The 18,102-nt window shown below is 66.3% G+C and carries 14 protein-coding genes, 2 tRNA genes and 4 pseudogenes; 11 read left to right on the forward strand and 9 right to left on the reverse strand.

The genetic code is table 11. The annotated features are described in order from the left end of the window. The first annotated feature begins 210 nt into the window (after window positions 1-210). A complete protein-coding gene (locus ACYVE9_RS03520; protein ID WP_461026204.1) occupies window positions 211-1,788 on the forward strand; it encodes a PQQ-dependent sugar dehydrogenase in 1,578 nt (525 codons plus the stop codon). 114 nt (window positions 1,789-1,902) lie between these two features. On the opposite strand, the pseudogene ACYVE9_RS03525 reads toward ACYVE9_RS03520, so the two are convergent. The 3 genes and pseudogenes from ACYVE9_RS03525 to ACYVE9_RS03535 form a co-directional block, all read right to left on the reverse strand. After that, window positions 1,903-2,166, reverse strand: a pseudogene (locus tag ACYVE9_RS03525) (type II toxin-antitoxin system VapC family toxin); the annotation flags it as partial. Window positions 2,167-2,250: 84 nt separating this feature from the next. Continuing rightward, window positions 2,251-2,470: pseudogene (locus ACYVE9_RS03530) on the reverse strand (CopG family transcriptional regulator). A 239-nt stretch (window positions 2,471-2,709) separates the two neighbouring features. Next, a tRNA-Arg gene (locus ACYVE9_RS03535) sits at window positions 2,710-2,780 on the reverse strand. A gap of 107 nt (window positions 2,781-2,887) precedes the next feature. Here ACYVE9_RS03535 and ACYVE9_RS03540 point away from each other — a divergent pair. Beyond that, window positions 2,888-3,811: a phosphotransferase gene (locus ACYVE9_RS03540; protein WP_461026205.1), complete on the forward strand. Its 924-nt coding sequence runs from the start codon at window positions 2,888-2,890 to the stop codon at window positions 3,809-3,811. Between the two features lie 6 nt (window positions 3,812-3,817). On the opposite strand, the pseudogene ACYVE9_RS03545 reads toward ACYVE9_RS03540, so the two are convergent. After that, a pseudogene (locus tag ACYVE9_RS03545) lies at window positions 3,818-5,065 on the reverse strand (hypothetical protein). Window positions 5,066-5,451: 386 nt separating this feature from the next. On the opposite strand from ACYVE9_RS03545, the gene ACYVE9_RS03550 reads away from it, so the two are divergent. The 3 genes and pseudogenes from ACYVE9_RS03550 (at window position 5,452) to ACYVE9_RS03560 (ending at window position 7,441) form a co-directional block, all read left to right on the forward strand. Beyond that, window positions 5,452-5,991: a bifunctional DNA primase/polymerase gene (locus ACYVE9_RS03550; protein ID WP_461026217.1), complete on the forward strand. Its 540-nt coding sequence runs from the start codon at window positions 5,452-5,454 to the stop codon at window positions 5,989-5,991. After that, on the forward strand, window positions 5,981-6,268 hold the full coding sequence (locus ACYVE9_RS03555) for a hypothetical protein (protein ID WP_461026206.1): 288 nt from the start codon (window positions 5,981-5,983) through the stop codon (window positions 6,266-6,268). The genes ACYVE9_RS03550 and ACYVE9_RS03555 overlap by 11 nt, the downstream gene beginning before the upstream one ends. Window positions 6,269-6,650: 382 nt before the next feature. Beyond that, window positions 6,651-7,441 (forward strand): annotated as a pseudogene (locus ACYVE9_RS03560) (IS5 family transposase). Window positions 7,442-7,788: 347 nt separating this feature from the next. Here the strand turns inward: ACYVE9_RS03560 and ACYVE9_RS03565 are convergent. The 4 genes from ACYVE9_RS03565 to ACYVE9_RS03580 all read right to left on the reverse strand — a co-directional run bounded on the left by ACYVE9_RS03565 (window position 7,789) and on the right by ACYVE9_RS03580 (window position 12,105). Further along, entirely contained in the window at window positions 7,789-8,898 is a 1,110-nt protein-coding gene (locus ACYVE9_RS03565) for a DNA cytosine methyltransferase (RefSeq protein WP_461026207.1), read from the reverse strand. Continuing rightward, entirely contained in the window at window positions 8,895-9,647 is a 753-nt protein-coding gene (locus ACYVE9_RS03570) for an MAE_28990/MAE_18760 family HEPN-like nuclease (RefSeq protein WP_461026208.1), read from the reverse strand. Before ACYVE9_RS03570 ends, ACYVE9_RS03565 begins: the two co-directional genes overlap by 4 nt. Continuing rightward, on the reverse strand, window positions 9,644-10,717 hold the full coding sequence (locus ACYVE9_RS03575) for a DUF262 domain-containing protein (RefSeq protein ID WP_461026209.1): 1,074 nt from the start codon (window positions 10,715-10,717) through the stop codon (window positions 9,644-9,646). Before ACYVE9_RS03575 ends, ACYVE9_RS03570 begins: the two co-directional genes overlap by 4 nt. 647 nt (window positions 10,718-11,364) lie before the next feature. Next, the gene (locus ACYVE9_RS03580; protein ID WP_461026210.1) at window positions 11,365-12,105 is read right to left on the reverse strand and encodes a GntR family transcriptional regulator; all 741 of its coding nucleotides are present in this window, start codon (window positions 12,103-12,105) and stop codon (window positions 11,365-11,367) included. Between the two features lie 205 nt (window positions 12,106-12,310). Here ACYVE9_RS03580 and ACYVE9_RS03585 point away from each other — a divergent pair, with 205 nt between their 5' ends. The 6 genes from ACYVE9_RS03585 to ACYVE9_RS03610 all read left to right on the forward strand — a co-directional run bounded on the left by ACYVE9_RS03585 (window position 12,311) and on the right by ACYVE9_RS03610 (window position 17,593). Then, window positions 12,311-12,661 carry an SCO3933 family regulatory protein gene (locus tag ACYVE9_RS03585; protein WP_461026211.1) on the forward strand — a complete coding sequence of 117 codons (351 nt, stop codon included), beginning with the start codon at window positions 12,311-12,313 and terminating at the stop codon, window positions 12,659-12,661. Window positions 12,662-13,110: 449 nt separating this feature from the next. Beyond that, window positions 13,111-14,052, forward strand: coding sequence for an FtsK/SpoIIIE domain-containing protein (locus ACYVE9_RS03590; RefSeq protein WP_461026212.1), 942 nt, complete (start codon window positions 13,111-13,113; stop codon window positions 14,050-14,052). Beyond that, window positions 14,049-14,237, forward strand: coding sequence for a hypothetical protein (locus tag ACYVE9_RS03595; RefSeq protein WP_461026213.1), 189 nt, complete (start codon window positions 14,049-14,051; stop codon window positions 14,235-14,237). The genes ACYVE9_RS03590 and ACYVE9_RS03595 overlap by 4 nt, the downstream gene beginning before the upstream one ends. Window positions 14,238-14,644: 407 nt before the next feature. Continuing rightward, window positions 14,645-16,021, forward strand: a complete 1,377-nt coding sequence (locus ACYVE9_RS03600) for a replication initiator (RefSeq protein WP_461026214.1) — start codon at window positions 14,645-14,647, stop codon at window positions 16,019-16,021. Continuing rightward, the gene (locus ACYVE9_RS03605) at window positions 16,011-16,211 is read left to right on the forward strand and encodes a helix-turn-helix transcriptional regulator (protein ID WP_461026215.1); all 201 of its coding nucleotides are present in this window, start codon (window positions 16,011-16,013) and stop codon (window positions 16,209-16,211) included. Before ACYVE9_RS03600 ends, ACYVE9_RS03605 begins: the two co-directional genes overlap by 11 nt. Next, a complete protein-coding gene (locus ACYVE9_RS03610; protein ID WP_461026216.1) occupies window positions 16,208-17,593 on the forward strand; it encodes a tyrosine-type recombinase/integrase in 1,386 nt (461 codons plus the stop codon). The genes ACYVE9_RS03605 and ACYVE9_RS03610 overlap by 4 nt, the downstream gene beginning before the upstream one ends. A gap of 250 nt (window positions 17,594-17,843) precedes the next feature. Here ACYVE9_RS03610 and ACYVE9_RS03615 read toward each other — a convergent pair. Beyond that, window positions 17,844-17,915, reverse strand: a tRNA-Arg gene (locus tag ACYVE9_RS03615). Between the last annotated feature and the right edge of the window lie 187 nt (window positions 17,916-18,102).

Consider the following 18,102-nt stretch of genomic DNA (forward strand, 5'->3'; position numbering starts at 1 on the left):
CCCCCCCCCCCCCCCCCCCCCCGCGCCCGTGCCTCGACATACCGACGCGCCGCCCGACCGTCGCGGGGCCTGCCCGGCCGGCACCGAGGGGTGGCGTCCGCCGCGACAAGCGTGTCCGCCCGGGACACGCCACCGGGCGCGCGTACCGCCCGTATGCGAACCGCTCGCGCCACACCACGCCGTGCAGGCGTCCCCACCTCTGGAGCCGACATGCCACGACGCCGCCGGACCGGACAGCTCCTGCTGACCGTCCTGCTGACCACGCTCATCTCGTTGCCCGCCGCCGCGGCCCAGTCCTCCGCCGCGGCCCAGTCCTCCGCGGCGGCCCCGCCCGCAAGGGCGGGCGCCACGCCGACCGACGCGGCGGCGGACGCCTCGTCCGTCCCGCTCCCGTCCCTCCGCGCGACCACCACCCAGGTCGCCTCCGGGCTGAGACGACCCACCGGTGTGGTCGCTCCCGACGACGGCACGGACCGGTTGTTCGTCATCGAGAAGTCCGGCACCGTGCGCGTCTACCACCCGGACACCGGCCTGGAGCGGGACCCGCTCATCGACATCACGTCGGCCGTGGACGAGTCGGGCAACGAGCGCGGCCTGCTCGGCATCGCCCTCCCACCCGACTTCGCCGACAGCCAGAGCCTGTACCTGGCGTACACGGCGCTGCCCGACGGCGCGGTCACCCTCGCCCGCTACCGGCTGGACGAGTCCCGCCTGGAGCCCCTGCTCTCCCAACCGCACGCCGAGTACAGCAACCACAACGGCGGCCAGCTCGCGTTCGGCCCCGACGGCCACCTGTACTGGAGCATCGGTGACGGCGGCGGCTCCGGGGACCCCTTCGGCGCCGGGGAGCGACTGGACACCCTGCTGGGCAAGATCATGCGCATCGACGTGGACCGCAGCTGCGGCCGGCTCCCCTACTGCGTGCCCGACGACAACCCCTTCGTGGACACGCCCGGCGCCCGTGCGGAGATCTGGCTGTACGGCCTGCGCAACCCGTGGCGGTTCTCCTTCGACAGCGCCGACGGCTCGATGTGGATCGGCGACGTCGGCCAGGGCCGATGGGAGGAGATCAACCACCTCCCGTCCGGCCAGGGAGGGCTGAACCTCGGCTGGTCCTGCTACGAGGGCCTGGAGAGGTTCGCCGGCGGCGACTGCGCCCCCGGCGAGCAGTACACCGAGCCGGTCTTCACCTACTCCCCCTACACCGGCGGCTGCTCGGTCATCGGCGGCCACGTCTACCGGGGTCAGCGGTACGCCGACCTCGCCGGTGGCACGTACATCGCCACCGACTACTGCTCGTCCACGATCTGGGCGCTGCGCCCCGACGGCGAAGGCGGCTACGAGCAGGCCGAGATCGGGGAGATGCCCACCCAGGTGACGTCGATCGGCACGACCGTCGACGGGGAGTTCTACGCGGTCAACGACCTGCCCGGCGGCCTGCACCGCGTGTCCTTCACACAGGAGGAACCCACCTGCCGCGTGGACCGCACCGTGCGGAGCTGGAACACCGGCACGACGGTCGACCTCACGCTCACCAACACCGGCAGCACCCCGATCAACGGCTGGACGCTGGAGTTCCCGCTGCCCCTCGGACAGACCGTCATCTCCGACTGGAACACGGACCTCACCCAGGGCAGCAACACGATCACGGCCACCAACGCCTCGCACAACTCCACGCTCGCTCCCGGCGCGAGCATCACCCTCGGCTACCTCGTCGACCACACCGGCGACGCGGCACCGCCCCCACGGTTCACGCTCAACGGCGACGCCTGCGCCATCGGCCGCTGAGCGCCTTCCGGCCGTGCCGGGGCGCTGTTCGGCCACCGGGTACTGCCTTCCGCTCGGCACCTTGGTCCTGAGGGCAGCTTGTCCACTGTGACCTCTCGGGCACGTGGTGACCCGTCAGATCTTGATGACGGTGACGCGCCCCCGGCAGAGCGCGGTGAGGTCCTCAGGGTCAGAGGTGAGAACGGTGACAGGCCCGGGGGCGGCAAGGGCGGTGGCGCCGAGCATGGCGTCGATCGCGGACTTGTGGCCGTGCAGACCGGCGTCGGCGAGGAGGGCGCTGGCGTGACGGGCAACAGGCTCGGTGACCGGTTCGACGACGAGGCGGGAGAGGGTCCACTCCAAGGCCGGGCGGTTGATCCGGGGGTGGACCACTTCCAGCCCCGGATTGCCGCGTCGAGGACCAAGGTGTCACCGAGGACGACCGCTGTGGAGGGGTCACCCGGCCTTGGACCCGCCCTGGAGCTATTGCTCCCGGACGCGGTGGAGTTGGTCGCGCAGAGCCCGGATCTCGTCGTCGGTGACTGGCGCCGTGCCCGGCCTCCGCGACCGTGATGAGTTCGTTGAGGTTGTCCCGCTCGACCTGTCGGGCGACGGCCGCGGCGACATGGGCGGACAACCCGGAAGGGCCACCGCGAGCTTCGGCGGTGTCGGCGGCCGGTCTGTCACGGCCCGGGCAAGTCATCTACCGACCGTGAGGTAGGACCGGGCGAGTGACGGGAACGGCGGTGAGCAGATCGTCGAGTCCCTGATCTCGGGCTGTGCTGCCATGCCGACCACGATACGCATCGGTGCACCGTGTACTACCTGGTGCCACAGGCGTCAGCGGGCGCTGCCCACGCACACCCGCTCTCTGCACACACGCGAAGACCCCGGCCTCAGCGTTTCCGCTGGTGACGGGGTCTTTGGGCACCTCATACAGGGTGCCCCCGGCAGGATTCGAACCTGCGCACACGGCTCCGGAGCCCAGGTGAGCCACGCTGCTCACGGGAGGCTGACCTGCGGCGCAACCGGCTTCGTCGAGCCATGCGGGCATGATCATCACGCCATTACTACGTACATCGCCTGTCGGCTCCGGCTCGCGGGCGGTAGCGTCGGTTGCATGGTCCGGGGCGATGACGAACGTGACAGCGAGGCAGAGTTCACGGCCGAAAGCGCGGAAGCCGTGCTGGCGGAGGCATGTCGTTCGACCGGCCTCGATGCGGCAGGCGCCCAGTTGCTACGCCTCGGTTCGAACGCCGTCTACCGACTCGACACCGCACCCGTGATCGTGCGCATCGCCCGAGACGTGTCGGTCAAGGAGCAGATGACCCGGGCAGTGCGAGTCGCCCGCTGGCTGGCCGCCGAGGACTTCCCCGCCACGCGTGCCCTTGCGGACGTGCAGCAGCCCTTACTCGTCGGCGGCCGGGTCGTCACCTTCTGGGAGAACGCGCAGGATCGCGAGGAGTACGCGCGCCTGGACGAACTGGCGGACCTGCTGCGGCGCCTGCACTGGCTGGAAGAACCCGAGTCGTTGCGGCTCCCCTACTTCGACCCTGCCGCCAAGACGTGGCAGTCCCTCCGGGGTCTCGACGGCGTCTCCGCGGAGGACCGGACGTTCCTGGAACAGCGCGCTACCGACCTGCTCAAGGAGTACGACAAGCTGGACTTCGTTCTCCCGTTCGGCATGATCCACGGAGACGCCAACGTCGGCAACGCCCTCCGGAACCACAGCGGACGCGCGATTCTCATCGACCTGGACGGCTTCGCTCTCGCGCAACGGGAGTGGGATCTTGTGCTCACCGCGCTCTACTACGAGCGCTTCGGCTGGCATACCCAGGCAGAGTACGAGTCCTTCGTCTTCCACTACGGCTTCGACCTGTTGAACTGGCCGGGCTACTCGGCTCTGGCCGACCTGCGTGAGTTGATGATGACGATCTGGCTGGGCCACAAGGTCAGCACCGATGCCCGGTCTGCCGAAGAATTCGCCCGCCGCCTCCAGTCCTTGCGTACGGACGGCAGCCGGCGCGACTGGCAGCCGTTCTGACGTCGACTACTGGGCGGCCTTGGCATCGGCGGCCAGCCACATGCGGTGCTCCGCTGCCTGCTCGTGGAAGTCCTCCAGCACCCTTGCCTGCCCGGCCGTTGCAAGCCGTTGGCGGAACTCCCTGAGGTAGCCGACGCAGCGGGCTGACTTCAGTTGGGCGCCGAGATCGAGAGCATCGAGCGCCACCCTGCATCCCTCTTCGATATCTCCTGCCCGGACGTGGGCGTCGGCCAGCACGACCGTTGCGAAGAAGTCGCTCCGGACGTGGGTGCCGCTCATGGCGTTCGCTGCGTGCTCGACGGCCCGGCGAGCGTGGTCGACGTCTCGGAAGCAGTGCGCGGCTTCCGCAGCACACTCAGCGTCGTCGAAGTACGTGATCCACTCCGGCTCGTCGCTGTTGTTGCGGCTGTCCAGCGCACGAGTCGCCTCCGAGAGTGCCAACTCGCACGCGCGGTGGTCACCGGTCCGGGCGAGTGCGCGGGCCTCCATGGCGTGGAACTGGGCATTGAGCGTCGGCGTTGCCACACCGGAGATCCCCATACGGGCTGCACGAGCCAACGTGGCGGCATGGGTGTACCGGCCCAGGTACGTGGCCTGGTGGCTCATCGCCGACAGGATGCTGCCGGCAAGGCGCCGGTCTCCTCCGTCCTGGGCCAGGCGCAGAGCCTGAACGAAGTACCGCTGGGCGAGTCCGTGGCGCCCCGCGTCGTAGGACATCCAAGCGGCAAGCAGCGTCGACTCGGCAACCGTCGCAAACAGTGCCCTACCTACCGACTCGGTGTATTGGCCGGCGAGTAATGCCGCCACATCGCGGCTCAGATATTGGATGAGTGCGTGCCGTGCATGTTCGCCCCCGAATCGATCATCAAGCTGAGCGAACATGTCGCTCGTCGTCTTGACGGCGGCAACATCGGCCAGTCCCACCCGTGGGCCGCCGCTTCACCGCTCCGGCAGCCGCGCGGGCTCAGGCGCTACCAACCAGCGAACAGAGGCTTCATCCCACGCCGGTTCCGACGGCTGCGAGCGGATCAGGGGCTCATGGTCACGTAAGTCGGACCGCCACAGCTCACCCACGGCGTCAATCGCCGCATCAGGGCTCGATGGATATCCGGGTGCAGGCGGCAGTTGCGCCTCGTCCACCGGAGCAAGGTACAACTCGGCCGGACTCCGTCCGAGCGCTTCCGCGAGCAACCGCCCGTAGAACTCGTCCGGTGTGCTGTGCCCGTTCTCCCAACTCGCAAGGCGGCGCTTCACGCTGGCGTCGGTCGGCAGTGCTTCGCCTTGCCGCACAGCCACGCGGCGCATCTCGCTCACGAGACGCAACTGTCCCCAGCCACGCTCCTTACGAGCTGCACGAATCTGCGAACCCGTCTCTTGTACCGGCTTCGTCCTCATCACCCTGCCCCGGCTTTGGGTGCTCCCGTCATTGATGACTGTACGGAGTCGACGACTCACAGGGAACGAGTCGGCCGAACGCGCAGTAGAGCCCTGGGGTGACTTGAGGTGACGCGTGAAGCGTGGCCTGTGTCCCCTCTCGTCACCTGGCGTCATCTGCCCAGCCCACGGGTCCCCGGAAGATGCTCGATCCATGGCGGCCAACCGGCCGTTCGAGGACCGAATCAAGGTGGACTCCGGTGCAGATGATGACCCGCCGCGGTGTGCAGTGGCTCTCCGCAGCTGCTGACGATCCGGCCGACTGCCGATCCCAGTGGGCCGACGATCCCCGCCGCCCCTACACGCTGCCGACTGGCCGGCTCTTTGATGTCGTGGTCGTGGAACAGCGCGTCGGCCTGGAGACGTTCGACCAGCTCGACCGGCGCTGCATGCCTCTGGGCCCGGTGGCGGTCGACTGGGGATCACGGTGTGTCGGCTTCTTCTTGCCGTCCAAGTCTCTGGGCAGATTCCGAGGCATGGTCCAGGGGGAGACCCACGATCCCCCGCAGTACCGCTACCTCTCCGAGGGGTCGTTCCTCGTCGTCCCTGGACCGATGCCGCTGAGCGGGGACCGGCACACCTGGTTGCGAGCCCCGATGCGCCGGCCGGAGGCCAACCCCGCGCGCGTTGCCGCCCTGGCAGCCATGTTCGTGGCAGCTTCCACCCTCGTCTCTCGCGCTGACCGGTACGGGCAGGAACACGCGCGACCCGAGCGCCTCGGGCCGGAGGCGACCCGTGCCTGGTGATCACGAGCCAACGTCGGATGCCGCAAGCTGGTTTCCCATCGACAGCCACGAATGGTACGCAGCGCGCAACGCCGTCTCCTCACTGCGAAACGTCCTGACCGCAGCTGGCCTGCAAGACCAATTCCCGTACCTGCGGGCAGATCTCAACGCCTTCGGGCAAGGCTTCATCGACCTCGGCCGTGTGTCACCGGAAACGGCAGAACGACTCGCAGAACTGCTCCGCTTCGCCCTGACGAAAGCACTCAACGAGATCCCCCCGGAGAGTGAGTCACCATGACGGACCCCCGCGGCGTCTGCCGCAAGCGCGCCGAGCAACTCTCCCCAGACGTGCCGTACGTACGGGGCTGGGCGGAAGGCAGACAAGCAGCGTCCGCACTCGCGGCCACGCTCGAAGATCTGGGTCTCGCGGCCGACTTCCCCGGCCTCCGGGCAGACGTCAACGTCGATGGTGAGGGAGTCGTCACGCTCGGCACGATCAACAGCGAAGCCGCCGCCCTCCTCGCCCGGCTCGTCGCCACAGGCCTCGTGGCAGAACTACGAGCGGAGGTATGTGGAGCGCCGGCTCCACGTCACGCAACGATCGCCGTTAATAAGAGCTCGTAACACGATCTTGTTGAGGTGGTCTGGTCGGGCGTGAGGGTGTGAGCACTCGGCCGTGGATCGTGGACGACGACTGTGGGCGTTGATCGAGCCGCTGCTGCCGCCCTGGCCGGAGAAGGCGCCGAGGTTGCAGCCGGTAGCGGACCGGCTGTGCCTGCAGGGCATCCTGTTCGTCCTGCACAACGACATAGCCTGGCAACTGCTGCCGCTAGAGCTGGGGTTCGGCTCGGGACAGACCTGCTGGCGGCGCCTGGACCGCTGGGCAAAAGGCAGGCGTCTTCGACCAACTCCACCGCATCCTGCTCGCCGAACTGCACGCGGCGGGCGAACTCGACTGGTCGCGGGCCTGCGTGGACGGCTCCCACCTCCGCGCGAAAAAAAGGGGGTGCCGACACCGGTCCGTCACCGGCCGACCGGCGTAAGACGGGCAGCAAACACCACTTGATTGCGACGGACGCGGCACCCCGTTCAAGGTCATCACCACCGCGGCCAACGTCAACGACGTCACCCAGACCCTCGCCCTGGTCGACGGCATCCCGGCCGTCGCCGGCCGCTCCGGCCGTCCCCGCAGACGTCCCGCAGCCCTGCTCGGCGACAAGGGTTACGACTCCAACCCCAACCGTGACGCGCTCCGCAAGCGACGAATCCTTCCCGTCATCTCCCGCAAGGGGTCCCGAACATCGAAGACATGGGCAAGCTCCGCTACGTCGTTGAGCTGACCTTCGCCCTGCTCCATCACTTCAAGCGCCTCGCGGTCCGCTGGGAACGACGCACCAAATTCCATGACGCCTTCGTCTCCCTCGCTTGCAGCCTCATCTGCTGGCGACGCCTCAAGGAGGCCCAACCATGATCGCGTTACGAGCTCTCAGAGCTTCCTTTCAACGCCCGCTATGTACCGTCGCTGACCGCCCCTCCGGGCACGGTTCAGGCATGACGTTGAGTGCTGAACTCTTCGTCCCGAAGCGACTTGGTTGTGGCGCGCGTCCAGGGTGTGCCGACGAGGTCTCGTCTTCTAACGGCCCTGCGATTCTGGGGAGGGGCCGTCATCGATCGTCTGTGGCTGATGTATCGGTGTTTTCTAGAAGCCCCAGAGACGGCCCTGCGGACGGCCGCACCACCAGTTTTAGTGACCCCTGGCCAGTAGTGGCCATACAGGCTGCGTCGATATGGAGACATACGATTTGCTATCGAGTCTCTTTAGAAAAGGCGCGCTGGCTCTTGCAGTGAACGGGCATCGGGCAGGCCAATGTCGCCACGTTCACACGAACTCACGTGATCAACGAGGCATTTTCCGATGACTTCGCCCAGCCGTACTGGGACAGCATTCCCAATCAACCTTCCTAGGCGACTGAAGGTCACCTGCTCTCCCTGCTTCAAAAACTTGTAGCTTCTCGGAAATGTTTGCAGCATGGCGGCCTCTCGCAGAGAGATCGCTCGATCCTGTGTCGGATGACCAAAACGCCCGTTTCCATAACCAAAACATTGGGTTGTGATTGTGGGCGCCGGCGCATCCCACTCCATCCGACCGTAAACGCTTGGATACGTTGATCCTGACGTCTTTTTGTGGCAAGCCGCAATCAGTTCTGGATCCCAGTCCCGCCATGTTCCGCCAGGCTTGGAAGACTTCATACGGCGCATATTAATTTCACTGAGAGATGAGGCTGCATGAAGCCTGTCCTTCGGATGTTGCTCACCGGCTGCAATCGCAGGGAGCTTTCCGATCTCCTGCCGGACAGTTTTGGGCTTATCGGTGAAATGCGTACTGAGGTCAAGTCCGTGATTTCCCAGCTTCGATGCGAGAAGAACTAGGCGCTTACGAGATTGCGGAATTCCAATTTTTGCACACTCTACAACCGACCAAGAAACGGAATATCCTTCCAGGGAGTCCAGGAATTCTGTGAAAACCTGATGATCGGTCAGCTGCGGCACATTCTCCATAGTTACAAGGTCTGGCTGCAGCTCTCGAACCATTGAGCCAAAATTGAGCACAAGTCGCCAGTCCATTCCTCGCTTCTTGCTGCGCCCGCTCTGACTGTAAGTCGAGAACGGCTGACATGGTGCGCACCCCGCGAGGAGGGAGTACTTGCCGCTGAACAGGAAGGGTTTCAGTTCATCGGCCGTCAGGTCCTTCACGTCACGCTCAATGAAAGGCGCAGAGTTATTGACCTCAAAGGGGAAACGACAGTGCGGATCCAGGTCGACGCCAGCGGTGACATTGATGCCACTTTGGATAAGGCCGTGGGTAAGGCCTCCCACGCCGCAAAAAAGGTCAACCGCAGAGATCTCGGGGGGATTCTCGTTACTCATGTCGTATCACCGTTTGGCCTACTATCGGGCCGGAGGAAGTAGTGTGAATCAATGTAGCTTGCAAAACATGACATCACTTCGCGTAGGTAAGCCTCCACGCTCTGCGACATCTCGCGAAGTTCACTCACCAGCACCCCGTCAGCGCAGTCAACGAAGGAAATGGATCCGTGAGCCAGTCCGTTCCTGCGGTTCTTCACGAGCTGCAGGGGCCCGAGCCCATCCCGCTTCTTGCGCTTGACGCTGGTTTGGGTCGGGGGCGTGAGGGTCAAGGTGCACCCCAGGCGTTCGGCCATCTTGTAGATTACCTCATCGTCCCAGTTACCCCCGCCGCCCACGTCAATCTTGAAGGGCAGCACCGGTATTTTCTGTACGATATGAGCACTCATTTCCAGGGCATACTTAAGGCGGCTTTCCGCTGACATGTCTGAGTGAGTACGAGCCATCGCCCGCACCCACTCTCGCAAGAGGGCTTCGTTCAGCTCATGGGGCTGCCACTGTCCGGAATTGGCTGCTGCCTCTGTTATTTCCGAAACACATCTCGCCATGGTGGCTTCCACGAGATTGTACAGCTGCAGATAGACGCTGGAATAGAGAATCTTCTGCTGCTTCGCCGTGATCGGGTAATCCGAATTAGCGATGCGAGGTACACCCTCTCGGGTTGCCTCTTCGATTTTTTCTAGGAAGTCGATGTAGCTCTCTACTTCACTAGAGCGTTCCTCGAAGAACGGGATAAGATCCGAAGTGCTCATGCGTTGACCAGGCGGGCTCGCACGAATTCGATGCGCCCCTCAAGGCGGGCGCGCGCATTGGCGCCGTCGGAACCGGTCTTCTCCATGAATTCATCGCCCTGAGTCCACTCCAGAACATTGAAGCGTTCCCGACTGAAGTCCCGAATTTCGGGTCGATCGAGCAGCGCCTGGTAGGAGCCGAGCGCAATGGATTCATAACGGGCTCGTGGTGTCGCCTTGCCGTTGGGAGTCTTCCTGAATCCATGGGGGAAAACCCTGTCAATGAATTCCATAGTTTCACGAAAGCGCCTAGTGTACGAGATAGCCAAGCTGGCGTCCGTTGCGAATGCGCGGTTCATCTTCTTCGCGTATTGGAAGATGAAGTCAGCGGGGCGATCCTTATACTCCTGCAAACCGTCACCGTAGGCGAAAAACCTAGTAACAAGTTCATCGTACCCGCGCTCATCCTTGAGCTTGTCACTGATGGGTGCGAGATTCTTGAACAATGGGTCATCAGCAAGCTCAATTACGAGATCAAGGAACGGGCCAGCGAGTGCGCCACGGCGGATTTCTGCTTTATTAGCAATCTTGCTTCCGGTGTTGATTCGCTCAAACATATCCAAGCGGGCGGACTCGTCGGCGTATTCGTTCAATACGATGCCGCGGATGGACTTATTTTTGATTTTTCGCTGACGAGATTCGGGGAGGTCGGTGAACTTAAAGCCAGAGATGTAGGACAGCTGATCGAGGTCCCCCAGGCGGAAATCTCCAAGAATGAACTCTTCCAGGGTCCGCAACCGCTGAGATCCGTCCACCACTTCCAGCTTTCCATCAGGCATCTCCCAAAAGAAAACGAAAGGAATTGGAAGGCCCATGATTACCGACTCGATGAACTTCGACTTACGCTCGGCCTCCCAGGTGAAGGCGCGCTGGTACCGGGGGACGATGTACTCGCCAGCGCGCATCTTGCTTGCGAGAATCTCTACGGTGTACTCGGTGATGTAGAAGTCGATGCGCTTGGACTGCTCGACGATCTGCTGTTCTGCCGCAGCTTGTTCGTCTGGCGTGATCAGCAAATCGCCGTTTGTCATGATTCATCCCCATGCGCGTGTTGGAAACCCTGCCAGGCTAGCCGACTGACCCATACACGATCATGCCACGCCCTGTCTTGTGAACCTGGGTGATTCAAGACTCCCGCGGGCGAAGCTTGTGCCCGGGGCAGGCGGAGTTCGGGGCCGTTAGCGGGCTGTGCAACCACGCCTGCCTGCAGCGGTTCGTTCATAGACTCGCCCCACGTACCCCGGCTCCCATCCCGTCCGCCTTCGACCCACACACCGTGGAGCGGGCGTGGTTCAGGGCGTCAAGGTGGAGCGCGCCACTGTACGAACGACCTTGACGCCCTGGGCCGCGGCTGCTCGGCTCTGCCTGGGTTGACGGTGGTCGGGATGAGAGTCCCCCGACGCCCCGCCACGCTTCGGCCGACACTCGCGAACGGCGCCCCGTCCATCCCGGAGTCTGAGCGCCCCCGCCGGAGGCATCCTCTTGCAGTTGCGGGCTTGGTTCTCGTCTCATGCCCTCCGGGCCTATCCAGTTGTGGGCGCGCGTCGGCGGCGGCAGCGCCGAGCGGGCCGAAGGCAGGAGCGCGGGCGCAGCCAGAGCCGGGAAGCGCGCCCGGCGGAGCGGAGCGCAGCCGGGTGCTTGAAGACGTAGAGAAGGTTTGAGCCAGGGAACCCGACCCTCACAGGGGGTAAGAGAGCTCCAGGTCGTCGCCCGGTACGCGGAACTCCTCCAGGGCGAGCGGCCTCTCGTCCGCGTTGAGGGTGACGCGGAGGATGTGCAGGAGCGGTACGCCGTCCGGTAGACGCAGGGCCTGGGCCTGGTCCGGGAGGGGCATCCGAGCGCGGACGTACTCCGTGAAGTGCAGCTCGTGGCCGAGGTCGCTCAGCGCCTCGTAGAGGAACGGGGCCGCCGGCGGGGCCTTCTCCTCGAACGGCGTATCGATGAGCACCGAGAACGGGATGTACGTGCGCCGGAGTTGACGTAGGCGTCCGCGGTCGGCCGTCTGGAGCGCGTCGTAGGTGTACATCGGTTCGCCCGGTGGGATGCGCAGCAGGTCGGCCAGTGCGAGCGGCGCATCCGTACGCGTCGCAATGGGCTCTTCGGCGTCCTCCCAGCGCATGCCGTCCGCCTCGCTGTAGCGCCCGTCTGCTGCACGACGTACACCACGCCGCTGAGTGAGGCTGGGCCGCCCGTGGGGTGACCGGACGAACATGCCGCGCCCCATCATCACTTCGACCAGACCGCTCGCCCGGAGTTCCGCGATGCCCTGTCGCACGGTGGGGCGAGTGACTCCGAATCGCTTGGCCAGCGACTCTTCGGACGGGAGCGGCTGCCCTGTGGAGTAGGTGCCGTCCAGGATGCCTTGACGCAAGCTCTCCGCGATCTGCCTGTATCGGGGCTTGGGCTTGTCGATGGGCATCGCGTGGCCTCCGTGACGCGCTGACGGCTCTGCCTGGCCGGACTTGGCCAGCGTGCCCACGTTCGTGGGCAGCTCACAGCGTCCCCCACTTCACGGCGCTTGACAACCCGTACTTCGGGTCTCCCTCTTGGACGCGCTCGTACTACGGGTGGAAGCCAGCCCGTAGGAAGTGCCTACGGGCTCACAGACACAGAGGAGTTCATCAGTGGTAGCCCTACCGATCGACACCGCGAAGTTCACCGGGATCATCTGCGCAGTGCCGCCCAAGCCGCGTGTCGCGAACCGGGAGACCGGCCAACTGCGCATCGACCGCGAGACCGGCCAGACCCTCTACCAGGTCGGCCTGTGCTTGATGGCCGGTACGTCGGCGGACGTGGTCACCGTCAGCGTTCCAGGCGAGCCAGTCGGCGTGCAGAACGGCATGCCGGTTCAGGTTCGCGACCTGTACGCCACCCCGTGGGAGACGGACGGACGACATGGTGTCGCCTTCCGCGCCACCGAGATCAAGCCGCTCTCCGCTCCGCCGTCGTCCAGTGGCAAGGGAGCCGGCCAGTGATATCGGCGGCGTCCGCTCCCTCTACCGGGGCACCCTGGCTCGGCTGGACACTGCTGCTGCTGGTCGCGGCCGTGTCCGGCCTGATGCTGGCAGGCCCTGCGCTGCGGCGACGCTCACCGCTTCTCTGGTGGCGCTGGCTCGGCTTCCCGATCGCTTGCTTACGCGTCCTGCGTACCTGGCGGCCTCTCATGGCCGGCTGCGGTCTGGCCATGAGTCGAAAGGCGGCGCTGACCGTCGTTTCCAGGCTCGCCCTCAACGGCTCCCCTCCCCCGATGCCGCGCGTCCCGAGACGCGGCGCGATGCGGCGAACTCGGCACGGCTTCTGGTTGCCGGTTCGGCTGCTGCCCGGCCAAGTCCCGCAGGACTTCGTTGACGCGGCGCCTGCGTTGGCACAGGAGTGGGGTGCACACGCCGTCCGGATCACGCTCGTGAAGCCCGGCACGGTTCGCGTGACCGCTCTGGTCCTGGATCCGCTCCAGCAGCAGACCGCTCCGCGTCGCCTCCATCCCCCACGCCTGCTCGCCACGTCCGTGGGCGTCCTGGAGTCTGGTGCCCGTTGGGTCGTCGACCTGCGACGCGTCCCGCACTGGCTGATCGTCGGAGCGACACGTTCCGGTAAGTCGACGCTGCTGAATGCGCTGGTCGCCGGACTCGCTCCGCAAAGCGTCGCGCTGGTCGGCATCGACTGCAAGGGCGGGATGGAACTGTCCCTGTACGGGCCGCGCCTGTCCGCCCTCGCCACCGACCGCGTTGGTGCAGTACGCCTTCTCAACGCGTTGATGGATCTCACGCTCGACCGGATGGCGGTGTGCCGACGCAATCGGGTCCGCAACGTGTGGGCCCTGCCGGAGAAACTGCGGCCGGTACCCATCGTCGTCCTGGTGGACGAGATCGCGGAACTGTTCCTCGTCGCCAACCGCGCTGAGCGTGACGAAGTGCAGGCCGCGGCAACGGCTCTCGTGCGGCTTGCCCAACTCGGCGCGGCACTGGGCGTCCACCTGGTCGTGGCCGGCCAGCGGGTCGGCTCTGATCTCGGAACCGGCGTGACCGCGCTGCGAGCCCAACTGGGAGGACGCGTCTGCCACCGCGTCGCGGATTCCGGAACGGCGGAGATGGCGCTCGGAGATCTCAATCCCGACGCGACGGAAGCCGCACAGACGATCTCCCCGGACCAGGCGGGCACAGCCGTCCTCGCCTCCGCTGACGGCTGGGAGCTGGCCCGCTCGCACCTGATCACCGAGCAGCGGGCTGAGGAGATCGCGGCGGCCTTCGCACACCTCACGCCGGACCTGCCGACGCTGGCAGAGGCGGTCTGCGAACCGTCGGGGCCAGCACGGGTGCACCTCGAACGCCTCGACGGCGCGCCTAGGGAGGAACCGCCGTGCTCGTGACCGTATCCGCCGTACTGCTGCTGGGCCTGCTGATCGGCTTCCTGCTCAAGATCCGCTACCTGCGGTGGCTGGAAGCCCTGCTCTGCGGAGCCTTCGGCTTCCTCATCGCACAGACCGCCGCAGCACCGTTCGTACAGACCGCGATCGACGGCGTGAACGCGCTGCTCGGTCAACTGCGCTTCTGATCCACATCCGGAGAGGAGATGCCTCACATGCCCGCTCGACGTACGAGGGGCCAACCCGAAAGCACCCGATCAACGGGCATCCAGCGGGGCGCGAAGTCGCCAAACCCGACCCCGCCGGAGCCCTACTCCATCCGCCACATCAGCAGTGAAAGGAGCAAGCCCACCTTGTCGAACGCGTCCCGCACGCGCAAATCACCACGGCCGGACTGTGAACTCCACGAGGAGCCCCGACCCACGTGCTCTGGCCGGGAACACGTCGTGCTCGTCAACTCGGACGGCTGTGAACAGCATGTCTGTCCAGGCCACGGAGCCGCGCTCTGGTTGACGGATCCGACGCTCCGCTTCAGCGCCAAGACCCGGACGGAAGCCATCGCCGCGGTGATGAGCGAGGCGTTCGGAGGTGGCCGGTGAGCAACTCGCAGACTCCCACCGTGTTGCCGCCGGGTGTCAGCGCCCTCGTGGAGCGCGGATCGAGCCCGGGCTTCCACTCCTGGCAGCGCCGCATCGTCCGACTCGGAGGGTGTACGAACCCGGTGCGCCTCATCGGCACCACTGCTCTGGTCGACGGTGCCACCGGTGAAGTGCTGCATCGCCATGGTTCGGAGGAGACCGGTGATCGGCTGCTGGTCGCCTGTGGAAACCGGCGCCACGTCGTTTGTCCGTCCTGCTCGGCGGTCTACCGCGCGGACACCTTCCAACTCCTGCGGGCCGGGCTCGTCGGCGGTAAGGGAGTGAGCTCGCGCGTCGTCACTCATCCGCAGGTGTTCGCGACGCTCACCGCCCCGGGCTTCGGCCCGGTGCACACCCGGCGCGAACGGTCCGGGCAGGCGCAGCCCTGCCGTCCCCGAAAGGGCGGCGAGTCCTGTCCTCACGGCGTCGCGCTCGGCTGCCACCTGCGGCACCTCCACGACGATCCGCGGCTCGGTGAGCCGCTCTGCCCGCGCTGCTACGACTACGCGGGAGCGGTCCTGTGGCAGGCGCAGTCGGGTCAGCTCTGGCACCGGTTCACCCTGGAACTGCGCAGGGGGCTGGCCCGCCGCATCGGACTGAGCCGCACCGGGTTCTCGGAGGCTGCCCGACTGAGCTTCGCCAAGGTTGCCGAGTACCAGCGTCGCGGCCTGGTTCACTTCCATGCCGTCATCCGCCTCGACGGCCCGGAGGGGCCGGCCACACCTCCCCCGTGCTGGGCGACTCCGTCGCTGTTGGCTGACGCTGTCCCCCGTGCAGCAGGTCTCGTCGCTCTCCGGTCGGCGGGGGAAGACATCGTGGGGCCTCGGGTGCTGCGCTTCGGGCGGCAGGTGGATGTGCGGCCGATCGCAGGAGCGGACGCCGCCGGCCTGGTCACCTCGCAGGCCGTGGCGGCGTACATCGCAAAGTACGCGACCAAGGGAGCCGAGGCAGCCGGCGCGTCCTCCGTACGGCTTCGGCACGGTTCGGACCTCGCTCTGCTTCCCGTCCGGAGGCACACCCTTCGCATGATCGCCACATGTTGGTGGCTCGGCGGGCTCCCGCCCTTCGGACATCTGGGACTGCGGCGCTGGGCCCACATGCTCGGCTACCGCGGCCACTTCTCCACCAAGTCACGGCGGTACTCGACCACGCTCACCGCTCTGCGCAATGCCCGTACAGAGCACCGGGCCGCCCAGTTACGCGACTCCCTCGGCCTCGACGGGCGGCCCACTTTCGCGGTCGGCCAGTGGCACTACGCCGGGCGCGGATACACCTCGGCCGAAGCACTGATCGCCGCATCCGTACGGGAAGGCGGTGAGCACCGTGGCACGTAGTCGCACCGAACTGCTCACCGTGCGCCAGGTGCTTGACGAACTCGGCGGCGTCTCCCGGCGCACCTTCTACCGCTGGCGGGAACTGCGCCTCGCCCCGGCGTGCATCCGGTTGCCGAACGGTGAGCTGCGGGTCAGGCGTGACGTGCTCAACGACTGGTTGGAGGACCGGGCGGAGGAGACGGCCTCATGAAGTCCTACAAGGTCTCCGTCTGGAAGCTCTCGGTCAACAGAACTACCAAGAAGCCGACGTACCTTGTGCGCTGGGTTGTCGACGGTCAGCCCTTCAGCGAGTCGCACAAGACCAAAGCTCTGGCCGACCGGTTCCGCGCCAAGCTCATGCGGGCGCTCGACAAGGGCGAGTCGTTCGACACCGTGACGGGCCTGCCCGACTCCCTGCGTAGTGGGAAAGCGGCGCCGTCCTTTCTCGACCTGGCCGTCAAGTACGTCGATGCCCGCTGGGCAGAGGCGTCAGCCAAGCAGCGGGACAGCATCACGGATGCCCTGGCAACGGTCGTGCCTGTCCTCGTCAAGCCGGGACGGGGGCGCCCCGATCCGCAGGTGCTGCGTCGGGCACTGCGCTCCCACGTCCTGCCCGTACCGCGCAGGAAGCAGGAGCGGCCAGCGGACATCGGCTCTGCCGTGCAGTGGATCGAGAAAGCGTCCCTTCCGGTGGGCGAGCTACAGGAGATCGCCCGTGTGCATGACCTGATCGACGGGCTGGGGAGGAAGCTGGACGGCAAACCCGCCGCCACTCAGACCTATCGGCGTCGGCGGGCCGTCGTCTTCAACGCGCTCGACTTCGCCGTGGAGTTGGAGCACCTCACGTCCAACCCTCTGAGCCGGGTCCGACGTAAACGGGGCAAGCGGGCGGTGCAGGAGGTCGACCGCCGGGTGGTGGTCAATCCGCGGCAGGCTCGGGAGCTGCTGACTGCGCTCACCTACGTGGGCGGCTACGAGCGGGCAAGCGGCCGACGGCTGCGGGGCTTCTTCGGGTGCCTGTACTACGCGGCCCTGCGGCCGGGTGAAGCACTCGGCCTTCGCCGGTCCGACTGCACGCTTCCGGCAGCGGGCTGGGGCCGCATCGAGCTGGCGGAGACCCGTCCCACGGCCGGGAAGGCGTGGACCGACTCCGGTGAGGCGCACGATCGGCGCGGGCTGAAGCAGCGGGCTCAGGGGGAGGTGCGCATCGTTCCTGTCCCGCCTCCGCTCGTGAAGCTGCTCCGAGACCACCTGAACGAGTTCGGTACGGCGACGGACGGGCGGCTGTTCTCCAGCGAGCGGGGCAACGTGATCGCAGCCTCGTCGTACTCGCGGGCATGGAAGCAGGCTCGGGAACTTGCGCTCACCCCGGCTCAGGTGTCGTCGGTCCTCGCCTTCCGGCCGTACGACCTCCGTCATGCCGGCGTCTCCCAGTGGCTCAACTCGGGAGTGCCTGCCCCAGAGGTCGCCGCCCGGGCGGGCCACTCGGTGGACGTCCTGCTGAAGATCTACGCCAAGTGCATCGACGGCCAGGAGCAGGAGATGAACGACCGCATCATGCTGGGGCTCGGGGAGGACGACACCGCGAGCTGAAGCGAGCCACACGGACGGACGGAGGTCCCGCATCACTCTGGGGCCTCCGTCCGTCCGCGCCTGCCCCGGGGCTTCGCGAGACCCCGGAAAACGCCTGATGACCTGCTGCGGAGACGCTCAAGATCAACACGCTATTACAACGTGATCACTGGCAAACGCCCGCTCAGAACGGCACCCGGCTGCACACACGCGAAGACCCCGGCCTCAGCGTTTCCGCTGGTGACGGGGTCTTTGGGCACCTCATACAGGGTGCCCCCGGCAGGATTCGAACCTGCGCACACGGCTCCGGAGCCCGGTGCTCTATCCCCTGAGCTACGGAGGCGAGGCGGCCGCTCTCGGCGGCGACGTGTAGAACATTACCAGCTCCGGAGGGGTGCCTCCGCACGGGTTTGCGGGATCGCGCGGGGTCGGGTTCACCGGCGTGGGCGAGGGCCGAGCGGGCCCGGCGGCGGGGTGTGGCGGTTCGCCGGGGCGGGGTCTGCGGTGGCCGGGAGGGGCGGCTCGCGGAC

The organism is Streptomyces sparsus (assembly GCF_054776295.1).

Coding starts and splice junctions, on each gene's coding strand:
- ACYVE9_RS03520 (WP_461026204.1), top strand. CDS start 211: ATGCCACGACGCCGCCGGACCGGACAGCTCCTGCTGACCGTCCTGCTG.
- ACYVE9_RS03540 (WP_461026205.1), top strand. CDS start 2,888: ATGGTCCGGGGCGATGACGAACGTGACAGCGAGGCAGAGTTCACGGCC.
- ACYVE9_RS03550 (WP_461026217.1), top strand. CDS start 5,452: ATGATGACCCGCCGCGGTGTGCAGTGGCTCTCCGCAGCTGCTGACGAT.
- ACYVE9_RS03565 (WP_461026207.1), bottom strand. CDS start 8,898: ATGAGTAACGAGAATCCCCCCGAGATCTCTGCGGTTGACCTTTTTTGC.
- ACYVE9_RS03570 (WP_461026208.1), bottom strand. CDS start 9,647: ATGAGCACTTCGGATCTTATCCCGTTCTTCGAGGAACGCTCTAGTGAA.
- ACYVE9_RS03575 (WP_461026209.1), bottom strand. CDS start 10,717: ATGACAAACGGCGATTTGCTGATCACGCCAGACGAACAAGCTGCGGCA.
- ACYVE9_RS03580 (WP_461026210.1), bottom strand. CDS start 12,105: ATGCCCATCGACAAGCCCAAGCCCCGATACAGGCAGATCGCGGAGAGC.
- ACYVE9_RS03610 (WP_461026216.1), top strand. CDS start 16,208: ATGAAGTCCTACAAGGTCTCCGTCTGGAAGCTCTCGGTCAACAGAACT.